The following is a 23044-nucleotide window of genomic DNA, read 5'->3' as shown; positions in this document are numbered from 1 at the left end:
ACCCGAACGGCCCACGGCGGGCCCGCCGACTGCAGAAGGGGAGTCCATGCACTGTCCCTTCTGTCGTCATGAGGATTCCCGGGTGGTGGACTCCCGGTCCCTCGACGACGGATCCGCCATCCGCCGGCGACGGCAGTGCCAGTCCTGCGGCAAGCGGTTCACCACCATGGAGACCACGGCGCTGACCGTGGTCAAGCGTTCCGGGGTGGCGGAGCCGTTCGACCGCTCCAAGGTCATCAACGGCGTCCGCAAGGCCTGTCAGGGGCGGCCGGTGACCAACGACGACCTGGCCATGCTCGCCCAGGAGGTGGAGGAGACCATCCGCGCCACCGGCAACGCCGAGGTGGACGCCCACGAGGTGGGGCTCGCGATCCTCGACCCCTTGCGCCGGCTGGACCAGGTGGCGTACCTGCGCTTCGCATCGGTCTACCAGGACTTCGACTCGCTCGACGACTTCGCCCGCGCCGTGGAGGAGCTGCGCGAGGCGGGGAACAGGCCCGAGACGGTCAGGGCCCTGCAGCCGCGGCTGTTCACCCGCTGAGCGCGGGAGCCCGTGACGGGCCCATCAGACTGCCGATGGTGGTTCCGGAGGGGAAGCCGGAGCCACCATCGGCCACCACGGCCCCGCGGGGCGGTCGTGACGCAGGCAGCGAGTCCGCAGGCTACCGGCTGGAGCGGCGGATCGCCTTCTCCATGGCCTTGTGGACGGCCTGGGCCTCCTTGGCCGCCTTGCGCTCGGCCTTGGCGGCCCGCTTCGCCGCCTTGTCGGCCTTCTTCCGCAACCGGGCCGCCTTGTCCTGGGCGGCCGTGGACGCCTTCCCCTGCTTGCCCGGCTTGTCCGCCGTGACTCCCTGGGCGGTCTTCCCGGCCTTGCCCGCCGTCCCGCTCGTGACCGTCTTGGCCGCGGCCGCGCGCTCCGCCGCCTGGCGGGCCTCTCCGGTCATGCCCGTGCCCGTCGCCGCGGTCCGTCCGGTGCCGGCCTGGTCGGCCTCCACCCGGCGTGCGATCTCCTGGTCGGCCGCCCTCCGGGCGGTCTGCAGCACGGACGCCCGGGCGGGGGACTGGGCCATCACGTCGGTGGCCCACAGCGCGGCTCCCACGATCCCGGCATTGTTCTGCAGTGCGGCCGGCACGATCGGGGTGCGCAGGCGCAACAGCGGGAGGTAGTCCTGGGGGCGCTTGGAGATGCCGCCGCCGACGATGATCAGGTCCGGGTAGAAGATGCCCTCCACGTAGGAGAAGTAGCGCTGGAGCCGCTCGGCGTACTCCGGCCAGTCCAGTCCGTCCCGCTCGCGGGCGGCCGCCGAGGCCCGCTGCTCGGCGATCGCCCCGTCGAGCTCGATGGTGCCCGGTTCCAGGTTCGGCACCAGTTCGCCGTCCCTGAACAGTCCGCCCCCGATGCCGGTGCCGAGGGTGAGGACGAGGACCGTCCCCGGCACCCCCCGGCCCGCACCGAACCGGACCTCGGCCAGGCCGGCGGCGTCGGCGTCGTTCAGGGTGGCCACCGGGCGCTTGAGGTGCTCGGAGAACAGCGCGTCCACGTCGGTGCCGATCCAGGACCGGTCGATGTTCGTCGCCGTGCGGCAGATCCCGTTCTGGATGGCGGCGGGGAAGCACACGCCGGCCATCAGGGTCGACGGCGGGGCCTCGGGCCGGGAGTCCAGCTCGGCCGCGATCTCGGCCAGGACCCCGGCGACCGTTTCCGGGACGGCCGGTTTCGGCGTGGGGATCCGGTACCGCTTGCCGACCAGCCGGCCGGTGTCCGGGCCATCGCCGAGCTGGACGATCCCGCCCTTCATGCCGGTACCGCCGACATCGATCCCGAGGGCGGTGTGTGCCCCGGTGGCAGGATCAGTTCTCTGCTGCGCCATGGAAGTGCTCCTAGGGGTCTCGGCCGGGTGTCGACGGGGGACGTGGTCAGGGCAGGGTCAGGATGTCCGCGCCGTCGTCGGTGACGACCAGCGTGTGCTCGAACTGGGCGGTGCGCCTGCGGTCCCGGGTGACCACGGTCCAGCCGTCGTCCCACTGGTCCCACGCGATGGAGCCGAGGGTGATCATCGGCTCGATGGTGAACACCATGCCGGGGACCATGAGCCGGTTGTGCGCCGGGGCGGCGTCGTAGTGGGGGATGACCAGGCCGGAGTGGAACTCCCGGCCGACGCCGTGGCCGATGAAGTCCCGCACCACGCCGTAGCCGAAGCGCCTGGCGTAGGACTCGATGGCGCGGCCGATGACGTTGATCTCCCGGCCCGGCTTCACGGCCTTGATGCCCCGCATCATCGCCTCGTGCGTGCGCTCGACCAGCAGGGCGGACTCCTCGTCCACGGTGCCGACGGTGAAGGTCATGTTGTGGTCGCCGTGGTGGCCGTCCAGGTAGGCGGTGATGTCGAGGTTGACGATGTCCCCGTCCTCCAGGACCGTGTCGTCCGGGATGCCGTGGCAGATGACCTCGTTGAGCGAGGTGCAGATGGACTTGGGGAATCCCTTGTAGCCCAGGCAGGACGGGTAGGCTCCGTGGCCGATGAGGTACTCGTGGGCCACCCTGTCCAGTTCGGCCGTGGTCACCCCCGGGGCGATGTGCTTCGCCGTCTCCTGCATGGCCCGGGCGGCCAGTCGTCCCGCGGCTCGGATCCTCTCGATGCCCTCGGCGTCGTAGACGTCCGACCCCTTGCCCTCGTCCGCGGTGGCCTTCCCCACGTACTCCGGGCGGTCGATGGAGGCGGGCACGGGCAGCGACGGGGCGACGACGCCCGGGGCCAGGGTTCCCACGGGCGCCAGGGAGCCGGGCTGGCCGGCAGGCGGCCCGGCGGGGGCCGGGCCGTTGTGGCTGGCTGCGGTCCCGGCGGGGACGGTGGCGGTTCGGGTGGACGTCATGGAGCCTTCGGACATGTTTCGATCCTATCGCCGTCCCGCCGGGGCCGGATCGCCGGGACCGACCCTAGGCTGGTGCCATGAGCGAATACTGGTACAACGTCGTCACCAAGACCGTCGAGGAGGGCCCCCAGTCGGACTGGTCGAAGCTGCTGGGCCCCTACACCACCCGCGAGGAGGCCGAGGGCGCGATCGCGCAGGTGCAGGCCAACAACGAGCGCTGGGACGAACGCGAGGCCGAGGACTCCAACTGGGACAACAATCCCTCCAACGACCGGGACTGAGTCCGCGGTCCACCGGCCCGCGCCCCGTGGGCCGGTGGCCCGCCCCTGCCGGGGCGCGCAGGACGGCGCCCGGGAGGCACCGGAACCTCAGGACTCGAAGCCGTGCTCCGCGGCCGGGAAGGTGCCCTCCAGCACGTCCCGGCGGTAGGCGGCCGCGGCCTCGCCGACGACCGAGCGAAGGTCCGCGTACTGCTTGACGAACCGGGGCATCCTCCCGGCCCGCAGGCCCAGCATGTCCTGCCAGACCAGCACCTGTCCCGTGGTCCCGGCACCCGCACCGATCCCGATGGTGGGCACGCGCAGGGCCTCGTCCACCTGGCGGGCCACGTCGGAGGGCACCATCTCCATCAGGACCGCGAAGGCCCCGGCGTCCTGGAGCACCGTGGCCTCGCGGATCATGGACTCGGCGGCGCCCTCGCCGCGGCCCTGGACGCGGTACCCGCCCAGGACGTTCTCCGACTGCGGCGTGAAGCCGATGTGGGCCATGACCGGCACGCCGGCATCGGTCATCATGGCCACGTGGTCCGCGTACCGGATCCCGCCCTCCATCTTCACGGCGTGCACCCCGGCCTCCTTGACGAGCCGGATGGCACTGGCGGTGGCCTGTTCGGGGGAGACCTCGTACGAGCCGAACGGCAGGTCGCAGATGACCATCGCATGAGTGGTGCCGCGCACCACGGAACCGGCGAAGACGATCATCTCCTCCAGGGTGATCGGCAGCGTCGTGGCGTGGCCCATCACGTTGTTGGCCGCCGAATCGCCCACCAGGATCGTCTCGAGGCCGGCCTCGTCGAACACCTGGGCCATCTGGAAGTCGTAGGCGGTGAGCATGGCGAACCGGCGGCCCTCGTCCTTGGCCTGCTGCAGGTGCGCGGTACGGTACCGGGCCGGGGTCTTGGCGGCGTACGGTGCGGTCTCGTTCTCAGCCATGACCGCAGTCTAGTGTCGCCGGTGCTGACCTCGGGGCATGTCCGGCGTGACCACGCACGGGAGTGCTCCCACCGCTACAGTGGAGCCAACGTCCCGATCCGACAGGAGGCAGCCACGAACGATGGATCGCCAACAGGAGTTTGTACTCAGGACCATCGAGGACCGGGACGTGCGGTTCGTGCGCCTGTGGTTCACCGACGTGACCGGGACGCTGAAGTCCGTGGCCCTGGCACCCGCCGAGGTGGAGGGGGCCTTCGCCGAGGGGCTGGGCTTCGACGGGTCCTCCATCGACGGCTACACCCGGATCTTCGAGTCCGACATGCTGCTGCAGCCGGATCCCTCGACCTTCCAGATCCTGCCCTGGCGGGGTGAGGAGGAGCCGACGTCGCGGATGTTCTGCGACGTGCTCACCCCGGACGGCGAGCCGTCCGCGGCGGATCCCCGGAACGTGCTGCGCCGCCAGCTGTCCCGGGCCGCGGACATGGGCTTCACCTTCTACACGCACCCGGAGATCGAGTTCTACCTGTTGGCCTCGAAGGAACCGGGGCCGGACGGCCAGCCGGTCCCGGTGGACCAGGCCGGGTACTTCGACCACGAGCCCGGCGGGGTGGCCACGGACTTCCGCCGCCACGCGGTGAACATGCTGGAGGCCATCGGGATCTCCGTGGAGTTCAGCCACCACGAGTCCGGCCCGGGCCAGAACGAGATCGACCTGAGGTACGCGGACGCGCTGCAGACGGCGGACAACATCATGACGTTCCGCACGGTCATCAAGGAGGTCGCCCAGCTGCAGGGCAACTACGCCACGTTCATGCCCAAGCCCTTCGGCGACCACGCCGGCTCCGGGATGCACACCCACTTCTCCCTCTTCGAGGGTGACTCCAACGCCTTCTTCGAGCCCGGCGCGGAGTTCCACCTGTCCACCACCGCACGCCGGTTCATCGCCGGACTGCTGCACCACAGCGTGGAGATCACGGCGATCACCCACCAGTTCGTCAACTCCTACAAGCGACTCTGGGGCGGCGGCGAGGCGCCCGCCTACGTCTCCTGGGGCCACAACAACCGCTCCGCCCTGGTCCGGGTGCCCCTGTACAAGCCGGACAAGGCCGGGTCCGCCCGCGTGGAGTACCGCGGCATCGACGCCTCCGCCAACCCGTACCTCACCTATGCCGTCCTGCTGGCGGCCGGGCTGAAGGGGATCGAGGAGGAGTACGAGCTCCCGGAGGCGGCGGCGGAGGACGTCAACGCCCTGACCGCCATGGAACGCCGTGCCCTGGGCCACGACCCGCTGCCGGGCACCCTGCACGATGCCCTGCGGATCATGGAGGAGTCCGAGTTCGTCGCCGGGGTGCTGGGGGAGCAGGTGTTCGAGAACTACCTGCGCAACAAGCGCCAGGAATGGGACGAGTACCGGATCAAGGTCACCCCCTACGAACTGCAGCGGTACCTCGGCATCCTGTAGAGCCCGATGCGACCCTCCACCCCCGGAAGCAGCGCCCCTGCCGCCCGCGGCGCGAACCGCAGCGGCATACCGGTCCCGGCCGGTTCCCCGGCCGAGGCCGGCGGATTCAGCCGGGGCGTGCTCATCGGGACCGGGTTCACCGACCTCGACCGCGCTCGCACGCTGCTGGCCTCGAGCGAGCTCGACCGGGTCGACCACGAGACGCTGCTCGGGATCCTGGCCGACGCCCCGGACCCCGACCAGGCCCTGATCCTCCTGGTCCGTCTCCTGGACCGGGCCCCGGGGGCGGCAGGCGTGCTGGACGACCCCGACCGGTCCCTCGCCCTGGCGCGACTGCTGGGCTCCTCGGAAGCGCTGGGGGAGTTCCTGATCCGGCGGCCGGACCACGTGGACCTGCTCACCGATCCCACGCAGGCCGCGGCCACGGCCCCCGTGCTCGGCCCGGAGGGGCTGGACGCCGAGTCCTCCCCGCTCCGGGACCTGCTGCTGGCGTCCGTGGAGGCGGATCCCTCGGTCCCCGAGCCGGTGGCCGGGCTGCGGGGCAAGGAGGCCGCCGCCGCGCTGCGCATCGCGTACCGCCGGCAGCTGACGGCCCTCGCGCTGCAGGACCTGACCGACCCGGATCCCCAGGGCATCCAGCCGAAGGTCTCGGCGTGGCTGTCCGACCTGGCCGGCGCCGCGATCGAGGCGGGGCTGGCGGTGTCCCGCGCGGACGCCGTCGAGCAGTATGGCGATGACGCGCGCGGCGTCAGCCTGGCGGTCATCGGCATGGGCAAGTGCGGGGCCCGGGAGCTGAACTACATCTCGGACGTGGACGTGATCTTCGTCCACTCCTCGACCCTGGCCGACGGGCACCGGTCGGCGACCATCGCCACCGCCCTGGCCGCCGGGATCTCCCGGTACGTGACCGCAGCGGCGCCCGAGCCGGGACTGTGGGAGGTGGACGCCAACCTGCGTCCGGAGGGCAAGGACGGGGCCCTGTCCCGCACGGTCGACTCCCACGCAGAGTACTACCGCCGCTGGGCGCACACCTGGGAGTTCCAGGCCCTGCTCAAGGCCCGGCCGATCGCCGGACTGCCCGAGCTGGGCCAGGAGTACATCGACGCGATCTGGCCCCTGGTGTGGACGAGCTCTGAGCGGGAGGGCTTCGTGTCCTCCGTCCAGGGCATGCGCCGCCGCGTGCTGGACAACATCGCGCACCAGGACCGGGACCGTGAGATCAAGCTGGGCTCCGGCGGGCTCCGGGACGTCGAGTTCACGGTCCAGCTGCTGCAGCTGGTCCATGGCAAGACCGAGGAGTCAGTGCGGGTCCGCAACACCCAGAGCGCCATCCGCGCCCTGGAACGGCGCTCCTACATCGGCCGCAAGGACGCCCAGTCCTTCGCGGCGGCCTACCGGTTCCTGCGCCTGCTGGAGCACCGGATCCAGTTGGTGCACCTGCGCCGCACCCACCTGATGCCGGACCGCCCCCGTGCCCGGTGGGTGCTGGCCCGCTCCTCCCGGGGCCCGGGGGAACCGGGCCCGTCCGACGCCGATGCCCTCACGGCGGTGTGGAAACGGACCCGCAAGGACGTGCGGGCCCTGCACGAGAAGATCTTCTACCGTCCGCTGCTGTCCACCACGGCGGCACTGTCCGCCGAGGAGGTCCGCCTCACCCCGGTGGCGGTGGGCGAGCGGCTCTCGGCCCTGGGGTACCTAGACCCGGCGGGTGCCCTGCGCCATATCGAGGCCCTCACCACGGGCGTCTCCCGACGCGCGTCCCTGCAGCGGCAGCTGTTGCCGGTCATGCTCGGCTGGCTGGCGAACGGACCGGACCCCGACGGCGGCCTGCTCGCCTTCCGGAGGCTGTCCGAGTCCCTCGGCTCCTCACCCTGGTTCCTGGGGATGCTCCGGGACTCCTCCGCGGCGGCGGAGCGGTTGTGCCATGTGCTGTCCTCCTCCTCGTACATCAGCGACATGCTCGAGCACCTGCCGGAGGCCGCGGCCTGGCTGGGCCGGGACCGTGAACTGCAGCCGATGCCGTTCGAGGCGCAGTGGCAGGAGATCCGGGCCAAGATGGCCCGCCATCCGGACGGTGACGAGGCGATGCGGCAGATCCGGTTGATCAGGCAGCGCGAGATCCTGCGCACCGCGATCGCCGACGCATCGGGACTGCTGGACCAAGACGCCGTCGGGCATGCCCTCTCCGACGCGGACCGGGCCGCCGTCCTCGGCGCCCTGCACGTGGCCGAGAACACGATGTTCGGCCACCCCGAGGCCCGCCAGGACGAGGCCGGGGAACTCACCGACCTGCTCCTGGTGGCCATGGGCCGCCAGGGCGGCCGGGAGATCGGTTACGGCTCGGACCTGGACGTGATGTTCGTCCATCGCCCCCGGCCCGGTGCCGACCCCGACGCGGCGCAGCGGCAGGCCGTGGAGCTGGCGAAGCAGGTGAGCTCGCTGCTGACCAAGCCGTGCCGGCCGCCGGTCCTGGCGGAGCGGCCACTGATCGTGGACGCCGACCTGCGCCCCGAGGGCAAGAAGGGGCCGCTGGCGCGGTCCCTGGAGTCCTACCAGGAGTACTACCGGCGCTGGGCGGACACCTGGGAGGTCCAGGCCCTGCTGCGGGCGCGGGCGGTCGCCGGCGATCCCGAGCTCGCCCGGGACTTCACCGCCTGGGCGGACTCCGTGCGCTATGCCGGGGATCCCGGCCCCTCGGCCATCCGGGAGATCCGCCGGATCAAGGCCCGGGTGGAGTCCGAGCGGCTGCCACGGGGCGCGGACCCCGCCCGGCACCTCAAGCTGGGCCGGGGCGGGCTGTCCGACGTCGAGTGGCTCGTCCAGACCCTCCAGCTGCAGCACGCGGACACCCGCGCGTCATTGCGGACGACCGAGACGATGTCCGCGCTGGAGGCGCTGGTGACGGAGGGCCTGTTGCCGGCGGAGGACGGTCAGGTGCTGCACCGTGCGTGGCAGCTGGCCTCGAGGATCCGCTCCGGCATCGTGGTGTGGTCCGGCAAGAACTCGGACGTGCTGCCGGCCAAGCGCCAGGACCTGGAGGCCATCGCGCGGTGGTGCGGTTACGAGCCCGGCAATGCCGCCGGACTGGAGGAGGACTACCTCCGGTGCACCCGGCACGCCCGCCAGGTGTTCGAGAAGCACTTCTACGGGGCCTGAACCGGGGCGGCGTCCCGCCCGGCGGGTCAGCCGCGGACCATGACGCCCTCCCCGAGCAGCTGGAGGGTCCGGTGCCGGGCCTCGAGGTCCGATGCCGCGTTGGTGATGATCAGCTCGTCCGCCTGGACGCGCTCCCTGAACCGGTCCAGGTAGTCCCGGACGGTCTCGACGGTGCCGACGGCCGTGTACTTGGTCATCGACAGCACCTGTTCCGCGGCGGGGGAGTGCATCAGCTGGGTGACCTCCTGCTCGGTGAGGTCCCGCCCCCGGCCGAGCATCTGCCGGATGCGGAACCGCTGGGAGAGCTCGAACTGCCGCTGCGCCTCCTCGGCGGTGTCGGCGGCGATGACGTTCAGCGCGGCGATGAAGTGCGGTTCCGGGTAGTCCTCGGACGGCTCGAACGACTCCCGGTAGATGCGGGCGGCGTGCTCGAGCATCTGCGGGGCGAAGTGCGAGGCGAAAGCGTACCCGAGCCCCAGGGCGGCCGCGAGCTGTGCCCCGTACTGGGAGGAGCCGAGCACGAACAGCGGGACGTCGGTCCCCTTGCCCGGATAGGCGTCCACTCCGGGGATCATGGACTCGCCCTTGAGGTATCCCTGGAGTTCCTTGATGTCCCGGGGGAACGTGTCGGCCGCCGAGGGCTCGCGCCGCAGGGCCATCATGGTCCGCTGGTCCGTGCCCGGGGCCCGCCCGAGTCCCAGATCGATCCGGCCCGGGTGGATCTCGGCCAGGGTGCCGAACTGCTCGGCGATCACCAGCGGCGAGTGGTTGGGGAGCATGATGCCGCCGGCGCCCAGGCGGATGCTCGAGGTGTTCGCGGCGACGTGGGCGATCAGCACCGAGGTGGCCGAGGAGGCGATGGACGGGAAGTTGTGGTGCTCGGCGAACCAGATCCGGGCGAACCCCTGCTCCTCGGCCGCCCGCGCCAGGTCCACGGTGGCCGCCACCGCCTCGGCGACGGACTGGTCCGGCAGGACGGTGGACAGGTCGAGGATCGACAAGGGGTAGCTCACGAGGGGCCTTTCACGAGGGGACGTCGCTCAGGCACAGCCGACGCCGGGGGGAATCTATTCCCCCCGGCGTCGGCTGGATGCGGTCGAGGATCAGACGCCGTAGTACAGCTCGAACTCGTAGGGGTTCGGGCGGATCGACAGCGGCAGGATCTCGTGCTCACGCTTGTAGGAGATCCAGGCCTCGATGAGGTCCTCGGTGAAGACGTCACCGGCCAGGAGGAACTCGTGGTCCTCCTCGAGCGCGCGCAGGGCCTCCTCCAGCGAGGCAGGTGCCTTCTGGATGGTCGCGGCCTCCTCGGCGGGCAGCTCGTAGAGGTCCTTGTCGATCGGCTCGGCCGGCTCGATCCGGTTGCGGATGCCGTCCAGGCCGGCCATCAGCTGGGCGGCGAAGGCCAGGTACGGGTTGCTGGACGGATCCGGGGCGCGGAACTCGAGGCGCTTGGCCTTCGGGTTGGAGCCCGTGATCGGGATGCGGATGGCCGCCGAGCGGTTGCCCTGGGAGTAGACCATGTTGATCGGGGCCTCGAAGCCCTTCACCAGGCGCCGGTAGGAGTTCACCGTCGGGTTGGTGAACGCCAGGATGGCAGAGGCGTGCTTCAACAGGCCGCCGATGTACCAGCGGGCGGTGTCGGAGAGGTTGGCATAGCCCTTCTCGTCGTAGAACAGCGGCTCGCCGGCGTTCCACAGCGACTGGTGGCAGTGCATGCCCGAACCGTTGTCACCGAACACGGGCTTCGGCATGAAGGTCGCGGTCTTGCCGAAGGCGTCCGCGGTGTTCTTCACGACGTACTTGAACTTCTGCAGGTCATCGGCCGCGTGGGTCAGCGTGTTGAACCGGTAGTTGATCTCCGCCTGGCCGGCCGCACCGACCTCGTGGTGGGACCGCTCGACCTCCAGGCCCACCTCGTCCAGGGCCACGCAGATCGCATCGCGCAGGTCGGCCTGCTTGTCGACCGGCGAGACGGGGAAGTAACCGCCCTTGACACCGGTCTTGTGCGAGAGGTTGCCGCCCTCCTCGGCGCGACCGGAGTTCCACCAGGCCTCGTCGGAATCGACCGAGTAGAAGCTGTGGTTGGGCGTGGACTGGTACCGGACGTCCTCGAAGATGAAGAACTCGGCCTCGGAGGCGAAGTTCGCCGTGTCGGCGATGCCGGTGGAGGCCAGGTACTCCTCGGCGCGCTGGGCGACACCGCGCGGGTCGCGGTGGTACGGCTCACCCGTCCGCGGGTTGACGATGGAGAAGTTCATCACCAGGGTCTTCTCGACCCGGAAGGGGTCGACGTAGGCGGTGGCCACGTCCGGGATCAGCTGCATGTCGGACTCGGCGATGCCCTGGAAGCCACGGATGGACGAGCCGTCGAAGAGCTGGCCATCGGTGAAGAAGTCCTCGTCCACGGCCTTGGCCGGCAGGTTGAAGTGCTGCTGGACCCCGGGCAGGTCGGTGAAGCGGACATCGACGAAGACGATGTCCTCTTCCTGGATGAACTGCAGGGCTTCCTGGACGGAAGTGAACATGCGGGCGCTCCTCGGTGGATCGTTGCGAATGGGTTCACCCTATCGGCATGCCGTGAATCATCGGTGACGGTCGTGTTTCGGGCGTGTAACACGGCACGCCGCGGCCTGGGTCCGCGGTGGCCGTCCCCGCGGTGGCAGGCGGACGCGGACGGGCCGACTCGGTAGAGTGGGACGGTGGCTCGATCCAAGAAGAACAGGTCCTCCGCCGGTGCAGGCGCCTCCTCGACGGGGCCGTCCGGGAAGCCCCGCGACGACCGTCCGCGACCCGCTGCGGAGCCCGCCGACGAGCGCCTCATCACCCGGCGGGACATGGCCGGGTGGGTCGGGGGGACCGAACGGCCCGGACAGCTGGGCACGTGGCCCGGGGAACGCCTCGGACTGGCCGAGGAGGGACCGACGGCGATGGCCAGATGGGGCCGGCGGGTGCTGGCCCTGGTCATCGACTGGTTCATCCCCGCCGTGGTGTCCGCCGTGTGGTTCCAGGGGCACAGCCTCGTGACGCTGGGCCTGTTCGTCGTCCTGCAGGTGCTGGGCCTCGGCCTCCTGGGCACCACGATCGGCAAGCGACTGGTCCGGATCCAGGTCGTCCGCGTCGGCGGGGCCATGACCGGCCTGCCCAAGGCCCTGCTGCGCACGGTGCTGCTCTGCCTGATCGTCCCGCCGCTGGTGATCGACGGTGACGGCCGCGGACTGCACGACCGGGCCGCCGGAACGGTCCAAATCCGGATGTGAGGTTCCCCAGGACCCGGGGATGAGGGTCCGGGGTGAGGTGACCGGGGGACGAGGCTCCCTGGGACCCGGACGTGCGGGTCCCAGGAGGCTCGCGGCCCGGGGTCCGTTCTTCCGGTGCAGGAGGCCTATCGGCCGCGCATCGACTTGCGGTCCGGCCGGGCGCGGTAGGGATCGATGCCCTTCGGGATCGGCATCTTCGCGGACCCCAGCGCCGCCAGGCGCTTGTCCACGGCCTGGACCTCCTGCTTGGTCAGGGTCTTCTTCATGCGCTTGAGGGTCTTGGCCAGGTCCTGGAGTTCGACCTGACCCTCACCGTGTCCGGTCACGAGGACCTGGATGGGCACGTTGGGCAGGAAGCGCTGCATGTTGCGCCGTTCCTTCTCCACCAGGGGACGGACGCGATTGGTCGGACCCTCGGTGATGAGCACGACACCGGGACGGCCCACCGCGCGGAAGACCGCGTCCTGGGTCTTGGGGCTCACCGCGACGGGCTGTTCGGGGATGATCCAGCCGCGGCGCAGGGTGGACAGGGCCGCGCCGGCGGCACCGGGGCGGCCGTCGATGCGGGCGAAGGCGGCGCGCTCGGCCATCCGGTTCATGATGATGACGGCGGCCAGCAGTCCGAACGGGATGGCGATGAGCAGCCACGTGATCCAGTTGTTCAGGAGCAGGCCGACGATGAGGCCGATGACGAGGGCACCGACGAAGGCCAGCGACATCCACAGCACGACCTTGGGGTCGTGGGCGCGGGTCATGGAGAAGACCTCGCCCATCTGCTTGAAGACGCCGGGCTTCTTGGTGGCCTTCTTCCGGGCCCTGTTCTCGGCCTTGTTCGCCTTGGCGCTGGCGCGCTCCTGGAGGCGGCGCTCACGCTGGGCGGCCTTGACCGCCTTCAGGGCGTCACGGGTCGAGGTCGAGGATGCTGCGGAATCTGTGCTCTTGGCCATAGTGGCGCTAAGTCTACCGGCCGGCGAGGAGCGTTGCGGCCTCCTGCCGCGTGCTGCCGTTGTCCTCGATGTGGGCGAGGTGCTCGGGCATGGGCCGTCCGAGCTTGCGCATGGCGGAGGCGTACAGCCGGCCGGCCCGGTAGGAGGACCGGACCAGGGGACCGGCCATGACGCCCGCGAAGCCGATCTCCTCGGCCCGGTCGGACCAGTGCACGAATTCCTGCGGCTTGACCCAGCGGTCGATCGGGTGGTGCAGCTTCGAGGGACGCACGTACTGGGTGATCGTGATGATGTCGCAACCGGCCTCGTGCAGGTCCAGCAGCGCCTGGTCGATCTCGTGGTCCTCCTCACCCATGCCCAGGATGAGGTTGGACTTGGTGAGGAGCCCGTCGGCCTTGGCCATGGTCAGCACGCGCAGGGACTTCTCATAGGTGAACGCCGGTCGGATGCGCTTGAAGATCCGCGGCACCGTCTCCAGGTTGTGGGCGAAGACCTCGGGTCGGGCGTCGAAGACGACCTGGACGAGGTCCGGGTCGGCCCCGAAGTCCGGGGGCAGGATCTCCACGCCCGTGTTCGGGTTCAGTTCGTGGATCTTCCGGATCGTCTCGGCGTAGAGCCAGGCCGCACCGTCCTTCTGGTCGTCCCGGGCCACGCCGGTGACCGTGGTGTAGCGCAGGTTCATCTCGCGGATGTTCTCCGCCACCCGGCGGGGCTCGTCCAGGTCCAGCGGGTTGGGGCGGCCGGTGGCGATGTCGCAGAAGTCACAGCGGCGGGTGCAGACGTCACCACCGATCAGGAAGGTGGCCTCCCGGTCCTCCCAGCACTCGAAGATGTTCGGGCAGCCGGCCTCCTCACACACGGTGTGCAGGCCGGAGGACTTGACCTTGTTCTTCAGCTGGATGAACTCCGGCCCGATCTCGACCTTCGCCTTGATCCAGTCGGGCTTGCGTTCCACGGGGACCTCGGAGTTCCGGGCCTCGACGCGCAGCAGTCGGCGGCCGTCGGGGGATGCGCTCACTTGGATGTTCCTTCCAGCAGGGGGGAGTCGATTCCCTCGCCCTCGGCGAGGAGGGCCGAGGACACGGGGGCGAGGTGCTCCGGGGCCAAGGCGGTGAAGTGCTCCATCACGGCGGTCAAGACGTCGGCGGGGGACACGTCCTGTCCGGTCTCGGCCGCGATGGTGGTGGAGCCCGCGTCGGTGATGCCGCAGGCGATGATGTGGTCGTAGGGGGCCAGGTCGTTGTCGCAGTTCAGGGCGAACCCGTGCATGGAGACCCCGTGGTTGACCCGCAGACCGATGGCCGCGATCTTGCGATCGGGCAGGGGCCTGCCCTCGGCGTCGGTCCCGCCCCGGATCCAGACCCCGGACCGTCCGTCGACCCGTTCACCGGTCAGGCCGTAACCGGCCAGCGTCCGGACGATGACCTCCTCCAGGAACCAGACGTACTCCCGGACGGCGGCGCGGTCGGCGAGCCGGACCACGGGGTAGCAGACCAGTTGGCCGGGGCCGTGCCAGGTCAGCTTGCCGCCGCGGTCCACGTGGACCACGGCCGAGCCGTCATCGGGCAGGTCCGCGGGCTCGGTGCGCTTGCCGGCGGTGTAGACCGCGGTGTGTTCCAGCAGCAGCACGGCGCCGGCCGAGGAACCGTCCACGACGTCGGCGTGCAACGACTGTTGCAGGTCCCACGCCCGTTGGTAGTCAACGGTGTCCGGGGACAGGCCCAGGACGCGGAACGGCGGGTAGGTCGACGCGGACATGCGTCCACTCTAGCCTCGCCCCCCGGACCTGTGGATAACCCGCCACGCCATGCGGAGTAACGAGGCACGATGGAAGGACGGCACACGGGAGTGCACGGGAGCGCACCGGACGGCGGGGCGGACGGAACGGGAAGGGGACCGGACAGCATGGGCACACCAGGGGACACCCCCACGGTGCCGGGATGGCAGGTGCGGCGTGAACTGGGCCGGGGAGGCAGCTCGACGGTCTGGCTGGTGGAGGACGGTCGGGGCGGGCAGGCCGCCCTGAAGCTCCCGGACCGATCGGCCGGGTTGCCCGCGGCCTCGCTCGACGTCGAGATGCGGGCGCTGGGTGAGCTGAGGCACGAGCACGTGGTGCGACCGCTGGGAGTCGTGTCCACCGACCGGGGACGGGGACTGCTGAGCGAGTACCACGCCGGCGGTTCCCTGGGTTCCCTGGTCCGGGCCGCGGGCCCGTTGCCGGTGGGCCAGGTGGTGACCGTCCTGGTGCCCGTGGCGCAGGCACTGCAGGCCCTGCACGGACTCGGCGTGGTCCACGGTGACCTCTCGCCGGGGAACATCCTCTTCAGCGTCCAGGGGCGTCCGGCGGTCTCGGACCTCGGGTCGTCCCGGTTGCTGGGCGGGGCTTCCGTCCGGACCGGCACGCCGGGTTTCTGCGCCCCGGAGATCGCGGACGGTCCCGACGACGGGCACGGCGGGCTCGATCCGGCCGCGGACGTCTACTCGCTGGCGGCCGTCGGATGGTACGCCCTGACCGGACGGGCCCCGGCCCGTACCTCGTCCCGCGCCCCGCTGCCGCTGGTGGTCCCGGACATCCCGGACGAGGTCGTCTCGCTCCTGGAAGCGGGGCTGGCCGAGGACCCGGGTGCCAGGCCAAGCGCCGAACGTTTCGCCCTGGCCTGCTATCGCTGGGCCACCCCCGAACCGGTGGACCTGTACCCGTCGGCCAGCCCGGACGTGGCCATGGAGCTGCCCACCCGCCGTCGCACCGAGCCCGCCCGCCGGAGGCGGCGCGGGCCGGTCCTGTGGGCCGCGGGCGCCGGTGCGGCGCTGGCGGTGGCCGGCGGTGTCCTGGCCACCGGCGTGGCCGGGACCGGGACAGACCCCCCGGTGTCCGCCCCGACGCCTGACCCAGCCGTGGCAGCGGCCAGCGATCCCGCGACGACCGGCCGACAGGGGACGCCGTCCCCCTCGAGCCCCGGCCCTTCGACCCCCGGCCCCTCGACCCCCGGACCCTCCGGCACGACGGGCCCTCCGGGCGGCCGGGGCACGAGCGACGTGGCGGAGGCGGCGCGCGCCCTGGGACCGGCCCGGGCGCGGGCCCTGGCCTCGCTGGACCGGGAGGACGTCCGCGCCTACAGCCTGCCGGACTCGCCGGCCTACGAGGCGGACTTGAGGCTGCTCGACGAATTGGACAGCCGCGGCCTGCGGTATGAGGACCTGGCGCTGCGAACGACCGTCTCCGGGCGGGTCGAGCGCGCAGGCCCCGACGAGGCCCGGGTACCCCTGACGCTGACGATCAGTCCCTACCGGACGGTGACGACCGCGGGGCGGACGGTCGACGAGGTGACGCGCTCCACCGAGGAACGGTTCACGGCCGAACTGGTCCGGACGGGCCCCGGCTGGCGCGTCGAACGGATCGTCGAGGGACGGGACCCGAAGCGGTGACCAACGACGAGGGCGCCCGCCCGGGAGATCCCGGACAGGCGCCCTGGTCGAGGTGGTGTGTCCGCTGCGAGGCACGCAGCGAATGCACGACGGGTGGTCAGGCGGAGTAGTCCTGCCACAGCACGGCCACGAGGATGTTGATCAGGCCGAGGCCACCCACGGCATGGGCCAGACCGGTGGGCACCGGCTCGCCCCTGTTCTCCTTACGGCGGCCCAGCAGGGCGGTGACGAACACGGCCAGGCCGATGACCAGCTTCACGGTGAGCTTGATCCGGTTGACGGGACCGTCACCCATCTCGGCGAACCCGAACAACACCAGGCCGGAGACGATCATGCCCAGTGAACCCCACCACTGCGACGTCGTGATGGTCGGGTTCTTGAAGTGGGCCAGCCAGCCGCCGACGATGGCCGCCGCGGAGACGATGTGGATGGCGACGAAGATCGCGGTGAGGACCTCCACCCCCTACAGCCCCAGCTCGTGGGCGAACTCGCCCTCCTCAAGGCGTGCCTTGACCGTCTGCAGGAACCGTCCGGCGTCCGCGCCGTCCACCAGGCGGTGGTCGTAGGTCAGGGACAGGTACATCATGTGGCGGATGGCGATGACATCGTTGCCGTCCTGGTCGGTGATGACCATGGGACGCTTCACGATGGTGCCCACGCCCAGGATGGCCACGTTCGGCTGGTTGATGATCGGGGTGTCGAACAGCGCCCCACGGAACCGAAGTTGGTGATGGAGAACGTGCCGCCGGACAACTCGTCGGGTGAGATCTTGTTGCTCCGGGTGCGATCGGCCAGGTCGGCGATCTTGCCGGCCAGGCCGGAGAGGTTCAGTGCACCGGCATCCGAGATCACCGGGACGAACAGGCCCTTGTCGGTGTCCACGGCGATCGCGATGTCCTCGGAGTCGTGGTAGGTGATCTCCGAGGTCTCCGCGTTGTACTCGGCGTTGAGCTTCGGGTGCTGCTTCAGCGCCTCCGCCACCGCCTGGGTGATGAACGGCAGGAAGGTCAGCTTCACGCCGTTCTTCTGCTGGAAGCTGCCCTTGGCCCGGTTGCGCAGCGCCACGATCCGGGTCATGTCGATCTCATGCACCTGCGTGAGCTGGGCGGACACGTCCAGGGACTCGCGCATGCGCCGGGCGATGGTCTGCCGGATGCGGGGGGCCTTCTCCGTGGAACCGCGCTTGGACGGGTCCACGGTGCTGGCGGCGGCCTTCGCCGCCGGGGCGGCGGACGGCGCCTGCGGGCGGCCACCTGCCTGGGAGGCCTTGGCGGCCTCGGCGGCCACGAGCACGTCCTGCTTGCGGATCCGGCCACCGACGCCGGTACCGACGACCGCGGACAGGTCCACGTCGTTCTGCTGGGCCAGGCGGCGCACCAGCGGGGTGACGTACCCTTCCCCGGGCGCGGAGGCCTGGGCGGCGGGCTTGTCCTGGGCCGGCTTGTCCTCGGCCTTCTCCTCGGCCTTCGGTGCGGGCTGCTCCGCAGGCTTCTCCTCAGCATGGGGGGCCTGCTGGGCGTCCGCCTCCTGGGCGGGCTCCTCCTGGGCGGGCTCCTCCTCGGCCTGCGGTGCCTGATCCTCCTGGGCGGGGGCGGCAGCCGGAGCGGAACCGCCCGCGGAACCGGAACCCACGAGCGCCAGCAGGGCACCGACCTCGACGGTCTCGTCCTCCTGGACCTTGATCTCCAGCAGCTTGCCGGCCACGGGCGAGGGGATCTCGGTGTCGACCTTGTCCGTGGAGACCTCGAGCAGCGGCTCGTCGACCTCGACGTCGTCGCCGACCTCCTTGAGCCAGCGGGTGACGGTGCCCTCGGTCACGGACTCACCCAGTGCGGGCAGGGTGACCTCGGTGGCCTCACCGCTGCCGCGCTCCTCGGCGTCCTCGGCGGCGACCTGCTCGGAGGACAGCTCCTGGCCGGAGGTGTCGGTGTCCCCGGCCTCGTCGGTGTCCGGTCCCGCGGCCTCCTCGGTCGTCTCCTCGGCCTGCGGCTGCTCCTCGGCACCGGCGTCGGAGCCGGCATCGGAGGAACCGCCGCCGGAGCCGTCACCGATCCGGGCCAGCGGGGCGTTGACCTCGACGGTCTCGTCCTCCTGGACGAGGATCTCCTCCAGGATCCCGGCCACGGGGGAGGGGATCTCGGTGTCCACCTTGTCGGTGGACACCTCCACCAAGGGCTCGTCGACGGCGACCTCGTCGCCGACCTCCTTCAGCCAGCGGGTGACGGTGCCCTCGGTGACGGATTCACCCAGGGCCGGCAGGTTCACGGTTTCAGACATGTCGTCCCGTTTCTCCTCAAGTGCGTGCCGGCTGCCTGCCGGCCTGACGGTTGTTGACGGCCCGACTCCACGGTGCGGGCCGGTGTACGTTCTGGTGGTCTCAGCCGTGCAACGGGTGGCCGTTCAGGGCCATCGCGGCCTCGCCCAGGGCCTCGTTCTGTGTCGGGTGGGCGTGGACGAACGCGGCCACGTCCTCCGGGTAGGCCTCCCAGTTCACGATGAGCTGGGACTCACCGATCTGCTCGCCGATGCGCTTGCCGATGCCGTGGACGCCCACGATCGGGCCGTTCTTCTGGCGGACCATCTTGATGACGCCGCCGGTGCCGAGGATGGAGGACTTGCCGTTGCCGGCCAGGTTGTACTCCACGGCCTCCACGTTGCCCTCGCCGAACTTCTCCTTGGCCTTGGGTTCGGTGTAACCCACGGACATGATCTCGGGATCGGTGAAGGTGACCTTGGGAATGTTGATGTCCTCGACGATCAGCGGGTTGTTCCCGGCGATCTCCTCGGCGACGAAATGGCCCTGCTGGTAACCGCGGTGCGCCAGCTGCAGGCCCGGCACGATGTCCCCGATGGCGTAGACGTTGCCGACACCGGTGTGCAGACGCTCGTTGGTGATGACGAAGCCGCGGTCCAGGGTGATGCCCTGCTCCTCGTAGCCCAGTCCCGCGGTGACGGGACCGCGGCCCACGGCCACCAGGCAGACCTCTGCGGTGAATTCCTTGCCGTCCGCCAAGGTGACCTTGACGCCGTCGCCGGTCTCCTCGACCTTCTCGAAGAAGGTGCCCAGGCTGGTCTTGATGCCCTTCTTCTTGAACTCACGCGTCAGCACCTTGATGATGGCCGGGTCCTCGTTGGGGACCAGGCTCTCCAGGCCCTCGATGATCGTGACGTCCACGCCGAAGGAGTTCCAGGCGGAGGCGAACTCGGAGCCGATGACGCCGCCGCCCAGGATGATGGCCGACTTCGGGGTGTAGTCCAGTTCCAGGGCCTCGGTGGAGGTCATGATCTTCCCGCCGATCGGCAGGCCGAAGGTCTTGGCCTCGGAGCCCGAGGCCAGGACGATGTTCTTGCCCGAGTAGCGGGTGCCGTCGACCTCGATCTCGTTCTGGGAGACGAGCTTGCCCTCGCCCTCGATGACGTTGACCTTCTTCATCTTGAGCAGCCCGGTCAGGCCCTTGAACTTGCCGGCGACGATGCCGTCCTTGTACTTGCGCACCCCCGCCATGTCGATGGAGTCCAGGGTGGTGTTGATGCCGTACTTGGAGCTGGTCCGGGCCTCGTCGGCGAGCTCGGCGGCGTGCAGGTACGCCTTGGTGGGAATGCAGCCCCAGTGGAGGCAGGTGCCGCCCAGCTTGGCCTTCTCGATGAGTCCGACCGTCAGCCCGTACTGCACGGACCGCAGTGCGGCGGCGTACCCGGCGGAGCCACCGCCGAGGATGAGAACGTCGAATTCCTTGGCGGTTGCCTTGTCGGCCACGATGGAGCTCCTCACGATCGGGCAGCGGGGTCTCCGGTTGCCCTGGGGTTGGTGGACGGTCCGTGACCGGATCGTCACGGGGGTGCCTCGGGTTTCACCTTAGCCGGACGTGACCGGTCGATCTACTCAACCGGTCGCGTCCGACACGCATCAGGACATGCGGTCCTGCAGGAACCGGACGAGAGTGCGGACCATCACGCCGGTCGCCTCCTTCGGGGTGTACCCGAAGGCGCCCGACTCGTTGAACGACGGGCCGGCGATGTCCAGGTGCGCCCACGGGGTGGGAGCGGCCTTGACGGCGTCCGGTTCGCGGCCGGCGTCGACGAAGTCACGCAGGAACGCGGCCGCGGTGAGCATGCCGCCGAAGCGGTCTCCCACGTTGGAGATGTCGGCGACCGCCGAGTCCAGGGACGCGCGCTGGTTGTCCGGGATCGGCATCGCCCAGGCGGACTCGCCGGCGGCACCGGCCGACCGCACCAGTTCGTCCCGCAGGTCCTCGGTGCCCATCACGCCGGTCGTCCGCGTGCCCAGGGCGATCATCTGGGCGCCCGTGAGCGTGGCCACGTCGATGACGGCGTCCGGGGTCTCGTCGGTGGCGGCGACCAGTCCGTCGGCCAGCACGAGGCGCCCCTCGGCGTCCGTGTTCATGACCTCGACCGTCTTGCCCCCGTAGATGGTGATGACGTCCGAGGGGCGCTGGGCCGTGGCCGAGGGGAGGTTCTCGGCCATGCACAGCCAGCCGGTGACCCGCACGGGAAGCTGCAGCTCGGCGGCCGCCCGCACCACCGCGGCGACGGTCGCGGCACCGGCCATGTCCGACTTCATGGTGGTCATCGACGTCGGGGGCTTGAGGGAGAGCCCGCCGGAGTCGAAGGTGATGCCCTTGCCGACCAGCGCGACGTGGGCGGACGCCCGGGCGGGGGAGTAGTCGAGCTTCACCAGCCGCGGGGGCCGGGAGGAACCCATGCCGACGTTCAGGAGTCCGCCGAAGCCGTCCTTGGCCAGCTTCTTCTCGTCCCAGACGGTGACCTTCACGGGCAGCTTGCGCACCGCGTCCGTGACCTCCTCGGCGAACGAGGCGGGGAACAGGTGGGACGGCGGGGTGTTGACCAGGTCCCGCGTGGCGCGGACCGCACGTGCGACGACGGCGGCGCGCTCGAGCACGGGTCCGCACTGCCGCGGCTTCAGGGAGGTCACGACGGCGGCCTCGGCCACCGGTTCCTTGGCCTTCTCCCGGCCGGCGGCGGAGCGGAAGGCCGTGAACGAGTACGCGGCCAGTGCCGCCCCCTCGGCCACCGCGGCCAGGTGCTCCTCGGTGTCCGCGGGCAGTCCCAGCGCCACCGAGGAGGTGCCCGCCAGCTGGCGCACGGCGGCACCGGCGGCGCGCCGCAGGGCCTCGTCGGACACGCCGGCTCCCGGCTCGCCGGTGATCTTCCCGACGCCTGTCAGCACCAGGAGGGGAACGGCAGCGGATCCAGTCCGGGGATGCGCAGCACCTCGTCGGCTGCGCCGGTCACGCCCAGGGCCTCGAGCGAGTCGGCCAGGGCGCGGGCGCCGGCGTCGGGCAGCGGGCTGGGCAGCAGGACCGGCCCATCGTCGCCGGAGGCGATGCCCACGACCAGAGCCGAGGCCGTGCACTTGTCGAGGTCCGGCCCGATGGCGGTCAATACTGGACTGAAGTCGTTGATCACGTGCGCGTTCTCCGTCGTTGGGTGAAGGGGCGAGGGGACGGGACCGGGAGGCCGCGTCCCACCGTGTCGATCCTAGCCACGGAATACCCGGCGCCCGCCGCGCGTTGGACATTGCACGTGTACCCGGTCGCACGCGACCCTGTTGCCGAAAGGACTGACCATGCAGGACCCCACCCAGCTGTTCACCCTGGAGGCCGCGGGCCGCGACCTGCTGGCCGGGGGATTCGACGGTGCCTCGGCTCTGCGAGGACTGGGCATGCTGGCGGTCTTCGGCGGCCACCTGGATGCCGGGCACCTCTCCGAGCAGGTCCGCCACACCCTGCTGGACTCCCTCGACCACAAGCTGCTGGCCAGCTTCGACGCAGACCAGCTGATCGACTACCGGGCCCGCAGGCCGCAGATCAGCTTCGACGGGGACCGGTTCCTGGACTACCGCTCGCCCCGGCTCGAACTGCACCTGGTCTCCGACGCCCTGGGCCGGCCCTTCCTGTTGCTCTCCGGACCCGAGCCCGACTACCAGTGGGAACGCTTCGTGGCCTCCGTGCTGTTCCTGGTGGACAAGCTCGACGTGAAGCTGGTGGCGCTCGTGGACGCCGTGCCCATGCCGGTGCCCCACACCCGCCCGCTGGGCGTGACCACCCACGGCAACCAGGACGAGCTCGTGGCCGGCCTGTCCACCTGGAGCCCGCAGGCGCGGATGCTCTCCGGCGTGGCCCAGCTGCTCGAGGTGCGGCTGGACGAGAAGCGCCGGGGTACCACCGGGTACACCCTGCACGTCCCGCACTACCTCGCCGATGCCGCCTACCCTCAGGCCGCCGTCGCGGCCCTCGAGTACGTGGGCGCCGCCCTCGGGCTGATGCTGCCCACCGACGAACTGCGCGAGCGCGGTCGCGAGGTGGACCGGGAGCTCGACCGCCAGACCGGGTCCTCCGGCGAGATCACGGCCATGGTCCAGGGGCTGGAACGCAACTTCGACCAGCACTCCTCCGGGACGGGACGATCCCTGCTGGTGGGACCGGACGAACAGGTCCCGGATGCGGAGGAGCTCGGTGCCGCCGTCGAGGAGTACCTCCAGAGCCAGCCCCGGCACGCGCGGGACGAGGACACGGAATCCGGGCCGGCGGGTCAGCCCGGTGACCTCCCCGGCGAGGACGACGGCGCCGGTCCGGCCGACGCGAGCTGAACCATCCCGGCGGGCACTGCACAGCCGACCGGACGCGCCCGGCCCTCCACGGATGGGATGCCGGGCGCTTCCGCGTC

At 70.8% G+C, this 23044-nt stretch carries 16 protein-coding genes and 3 pseudogenes; 7 read left to right on the top strand and 12 right to left on the bottom strand.

The genetic code is table 11. The features are described 5' to 3' along the window. The first annotated feature begins 46 nt into the window (after positions 1-46). Positions 47-541, top strand: a complete 495-nt coding sequence (gene nrdR, locus CITRI_RS0104145; RefSeq protein WP_029139032.1) for a transcriptional regulator NrdR — start codon at positions 47-49, stop codon at positions 539-541. Between the two features lie 544 nt (positions 542-1085). On the opposite strand, the pseudogene ppgK reads toward nrdR, so the two are convergent. Together ppgK and map are read right to left on the bottom strand one after the other, a co-directional pair. Further along, a pseudogene (ppgK, locus tag CITRI_RS16255) lies at positions 1086-1871 on the bottom strand (polyphosphate--glucose phosphotransferase); the annotation flags it as partial. A 46-nt stretch (positions 1872-1917) separates the two neighbouring features. Continuing rightward, positions 1918-2874, bottom strand: coding sequence for a type I methionyl aminopeptidase (map, locus tag CITRI_RS0104135; protein ID WP_029139031.1), 957 nt, complete (start codon positions 2872-2874; stop codon positions 1918-1920). A gap of 77 nt (positions 2875-2951) precedes the next feature. Here map and CITRI_RS0104130 point away from each other — a divergent pair, with 77 nt between their 5' ends. Then, the gene (locus CITRI_RS0104130) at positions 2952-3155 is read left to right on the top strand and encodes a hypothetical protein (RefSeq protein ID WP_010143366.1); all 204 of its coding nucleotides are present in this window, start codon (positions 2952-2954) and stop codon (positions 3153-3155) included. Between the two features lie 87 nt (positions 3156-3242). Here CITRI_RS0104130 and panB read toward each other — a convergent pair whose 3' ends face one another. Continuing rightward, the gene (gene panB, locus CITRI_RS0104125; protein ID WP_010143364.1) at positions 3243-4085 is read right to left on the bottom strand and encodes a 3-methyl-2-oxobutanoate hydroxymethyltransferase; all 843 of its coding nucleotides are present in this window, start codon (positions 4083-4085) and stop codon (positions 3243-3245) included. Positions 4086-4206: 121 nt separating this feature from the next. Between panB and CITRI_RS0104120 the strand changes: the two genes are divergently transcribed. Continuing rightward, on the top strand, positions 4207-5547 hold the full coding sequence (locus tag CITRI_RS0104120) for a glutamine synthetase family protein (protein ID WP_010143363.1): 1341 nt from the start codon (positions 4207-4209) through the stop codon (positions 5545-5547). Between the two features lie 6 nt (positions 5548-5553). After that, complete coding sequence (locus tag CITRI_RS0104115) at positions 5554-8703, top strand: bifunctional [glutamine synthetase] adenylyltransferase/[glutamine synthetase]-adenylyl-L-tyrosine phosphorylase (RefSeq protein WP_010143362.1); 3150 nt, start codon at positions 5554-5556, stop codon at positions 8701-8703. A gap of 26 nt (positions 8704-8729) precedes the next feature. On the opposite strand, the gene CITRI_RS0104110 is transcribed toward CITRI_RS0104115, so the two are convergent. Together CITRI_RS0104110 and glnA are read right to left on the bottom strand one after the other, a co-directional pair. Further along, positions 8730-9716: an LLM class flavin-dependent oxidoreductase gene (locus tag CITRI_RS0104110; protein ID WP_010143361.1), complete on the bottom strand. Its 987-nt coding sequence runs from the start codon at positions 9714-9716 to the stop codon at positions 8730-8732. Positions 9717-9806: 90 nt separating this feature from the next. Continuing rightward, positions 9807-11231, bottom strand: coding sequence for a type I glutamate--ammonia ligase (glnA, locus tag CITRI_RS0104105; RefSeq protein ID WP_010143360.1), 1425 nt, complete (start codon positions 11229-11231; stop codon positions 9807-9809). Between the two features lie 174 nt (positions 11232-11405). On the opposite strand from glnA, the gene CITRI_RS0104100 reads away from it, so the two are divergent. Beyond that, positions 11406-11963, top strand: coding sequence for an RDD family protein (locus tag CITRI_RS0104100; RefSeq protein ID WP_010143359.1), 558 nt, complete (start codon positions 11406-11408; stop codon positions 11961-11963). Positions 11964-12088: 125 nt separating this feature from the next. Here the strand turns inward: CITRI_RS0104100 and CITRI_RS0104095 are convergent, their stop codons facing one another. From CITRI_RS0104095 to lipB, 3 genes are read right to left on the bottom strand one after another with little or no spacing between them, the layout of a single operon-like run. Further along, on the bottom strand, positions 12089-12910 hold the full coding sequence (locus CITRI_RS0104095) for a DUF4191 domain-containing protein (protein WP_010143358.1): 822 nt from the start codon (positions 12908-12910) through the stop codon (positions 12089-12091). Positions 12911-12923: 13 nt separating this feature from the next. Next, positions 12924-13928, bottom strand: a complete 1005-nt coding sequence (gene lipA / locus CITRI_RS0104090; RefSeq protein ID WP_010143357.1) for a lipoyl synthase — start codon at positions 13926-13928, stop codon at positions 12924-12926. Next, positions 13925-14668: a lipoyl(octanoyl) transferase LipB gene (gene lipB, locus CITRI_RS0104085; RefSeq protein ID WP_010143355.1), complete on the bottom strand. Its 744-nt coding sequence runs from the start codon at positions 14666-14668 to the stop codon at positions 13925-13927. Before lipB ends, lipA begins: the two co-directional genes overlap by 4 nt. A 147-nt stretch (positions 14669-14815) precedes the next feature. Here lipB and CITRI_RS18315 point away from each other — a divergent pair, with 147 nt between their 5' ends. Continuing rightward, positions 14816-16336, top strand: a complete 1521-nt coding sequence (locus CITRI_RS18315; protein ID WP_010143354.1) for a serine/threonine-protein kinase — start codon at positions 14816-14818, stop codon at positions 16334-16336. Positions 16337-16433: 97 nt separating this feature from the next. Here the strand turns inward: CITRI_RS18315 and CITRI_RS0104075 are convergent, their stop codons facing one another. The 4 genes and pseudogenes from CITRI_RS0104075 to CITRI_RS16240 all read right to left on the bottom strand — a co-directional run bounded on the left by CITRI_RS0104075 (position 16434) and on the right by CITRI_RS16240 (position 21784). Next, positions 16434-16796: a hypothetical protein gene (locus CITRI_RS0104075; protein WP_010143353.1), complete on the bottom strand. Its 363-nt coding sequence runs from the start codon at positions 16794-16796 to the stop codon at positions 16434-16436. 3 nt (positions 16797-16799) lie between these two features. Beyond that, positions 16800-18613: pseudogene (gene sucB, locus CITRI_RS16245) on the bottom strand (2-oxoglutarate dehydrogenase, E2 component, dihydrolipoamide succinyltransferase). A 100-nt stretch (positions 18614-18713) separates the two neighbouring features. Further along, complete coding sequence (gene lpdA, locus CITRI_RS0104065; RefSeq protein ID WP_010143350.1) at positions 18714-20093, bottom strand: dihydrolipoyl dehydrogenase; 1380 nt, start codon at positions 20091-20093, stop codon at positions 18714-18716. Between the two features lie 150 nt (positions 20094-20243). After that, positions 20244-21784, bottom strand: a pseudogene (locus tag CITRI_RS16240) (leucyl aminopeptidase). A gap of 160 nt (positions 21785-21944) precedes the next feature. Here CITRI_RS16240 and CITRI_RS0104055 point away from each other — a divergent pair. Then, positions 21945-22967 carry a PAC2 family protein gene (locus CITRI_RS0104055; protein ID WP_010143345.1) on the top strand — a complete coding sequence of 341 codons (1023 nt, stop codon included), beginning with the start codon at positions 21945-21947 and terminating at the stop codon, positions 22965-22967. Positions 22968-23044 lie beyond the last annotated feature (77 nt).

Source organism: Citricoccus sp. CH26A (genome assembly GCF_000224415.1).
Taxonomy (GTDB): domain Bacteria; phylum Actinomycetota; class Actinomycetes; order Actinomycetales; family Micrococcaceae; genus Citricoccus.
The sequence above is the reverse complement of the archived record's forward strand: the minus strand, read 5'-3'. Positions and strand labels throughout refer to the sequence as shown.